This window comes from Sphaerospermopsis aphanizomenoides BCCUSP55 (genome assembly GCF_001586785.1).
Taxonomy (GTDB): Bacteria; Cyanobacteriota; Cyanobacteriia; order Cyanobacteriales; family Nostocaceae; genus Sphaerospermopsis_A; species Sphaerospermopsis_A aphanizomenoides_A.
This window is the reverse complement of record NZ_LUFH02000213.1, coordinates 1-1,837: the sequence shown is the minus strand read 5'-3', so window position 1 is coordinate 1,837 and position 1,837 is coordinate 1. Positions and strand designations below refer to the sequence as shown.

Sequence of the window (1,837 nt, the reverse complement as noted above, 5' to 3'; positions counted from 1 at the left end):
ATTTGTGTGTGAGTTTTTTCAACTTAAATAAATTCAATTGACTCACAAATTAACGGCAGTAAAATTGGATGATTTTGCCCATAAATCAATTAAAAATAATGATTTTAGCAATTGCTATAAATATTTTTTAACCTTTTTAAGTCCAAAAGTATGACTAAACACAGTTCTTCTTGAAGAAGAAAAGACTCAAATAAAAGTTAAATAAATTACAATTTGAGATAAAATCCTGATTAATAGGTCAAGATATTACTCACCTTGAACAAATCTCACTTTAAGTTAAATCTTCATCAGAAATTATTGATATCCCGAAAAAAAATGTTACAAAGCCAGAAACCTGACTTGAAAAAGGTTTTGCCCTAGAAATGACAATAGAAATTGAAGCCCCTAACCAAAGACCTACGCTAAAACCCTGATCCCCAAGCCGAAAGGTTCATGTTACTCTGTTGCAGTTATAAACAAGAAGTGAAAGCGGAACGAGTTCGAGTTTCACGGGAAATCACTATCTCTAGTGAAAAACCCACGAATTATAAAACTTAAGTTCTACAGTCGCTTTAAAATCGGACGCATGAATCAAAGACATTTGTGGACTATTGTCGCCCTGTCTGTGGCTTTTTCAGGTTTACCCTCAGTGGGTCGTACTCAAACCACTAAGGCAACCCCTTCAACTTCGCAAGCATCTGCTGTAGCTGATGTAGTGAAAGTAGGAGAGTATCAATCCCCAGCACAGAAACCCACCTTGGATGCTGTGAACACAGAAATTCATTCTCACAGCGTTGAAGGCCGTCAGGCGGCAACCCTTTACATTCGGGATATTCCCGTTCTCACCTTTCTGAGTTCTACCCCAGTTGTTAACACAGAAACAAAAATGGGAACAATTGGAAACGCTGGCAGCGGAAAGTCTTATGCTCTTGTTGCTAGTAATTCAGCAAAGGCCGCAAGCATGGGAAATGTCATGGATGTGGGCAAATCTCCTAGCTCCATTGCTAATGATCCAGTTCAGAGAGCCAGCTTAGTAGCTTCTAGAATTAATCAGCTGTTTCGTGAGAGTGCAGACGCAAGCCAAATTACCGTCAGCTGGAAAACAGAGGAAAAATCTTCAGTCAGCAACAAAGCCCAGGATAAAGGCTCCTCTGTTTCACAGCAGTTAGATCGCTACACCATCAAAATCAACGGTAATGAATTGGTGGAAGTCAATGAAAGCACGCGATTAGCAGATACTACTCAAAATCTTGCCCAAGATGCCCTACAAGCAACCAATCGTTTGCGGAGACTCATAGGTAATGCATCTCCCATCAACGAAATTGCTAACTTACCAACAAATACGCCAGTATCTATACCTAAGCTACCACAACAAGTTGCCATTGGTGGAGTGAAAATTAACTTCAAAGGCATGGCTTCTTGGTATGGCTATGATTGGTCTGGTAATAAAACTGCCAGTGGTGAGAGATTTAATCCCGAAGCCATGACAGCAGCCCATCGCAGCTTACCTTTGGGGACAAAAGTGCGTGTCACTAACACCAATAATGGCCGCTCGGTAGTCGTGCGAATTAATGACCGTGGCCCTTACATTGGTGGTCGAATTATTGACCTTTCTGCTGGTGCAGCCCGACTTTTAGGAATGATAGGCAGTGGCATTGCACCAGTGCGCCTTGAGGTGTTGGGAAGATAATTAGGAGTCAGGAGTCAGGAGTCAGAAGGCAGAAGGCAGAAGGCAGAAGGCAGAAGGCAGAAGGCAGAAGTAAGAATTAAGTTTTCCCCCTACACCCCTACACCCCTACACCCTACACCCTTACACCCCTACACCCTACACCCCTACACCCTTACACCCCTACACCCT

At 42.4% G+C, this 1,837-nt stretch carries 1 protein-coding gene; it reads left to right on the top strand.

Translation table 11 applies throughout. The features are described from left to right. Positions 1–565 precede the first annotated feature (565 nt). Complete coding sequence (locus A0J48_RS26330) at positions 566–1,669, top strand: septal ring lytic transglycosylase RlpA family protein (RefSeq protein WP_200327523.1); 1,104 nt, start codon at positions 566–568, stop codon at positions 1,667–1,669. Positions 1,670–1,837: the final 168 nt, after the last annotated feature.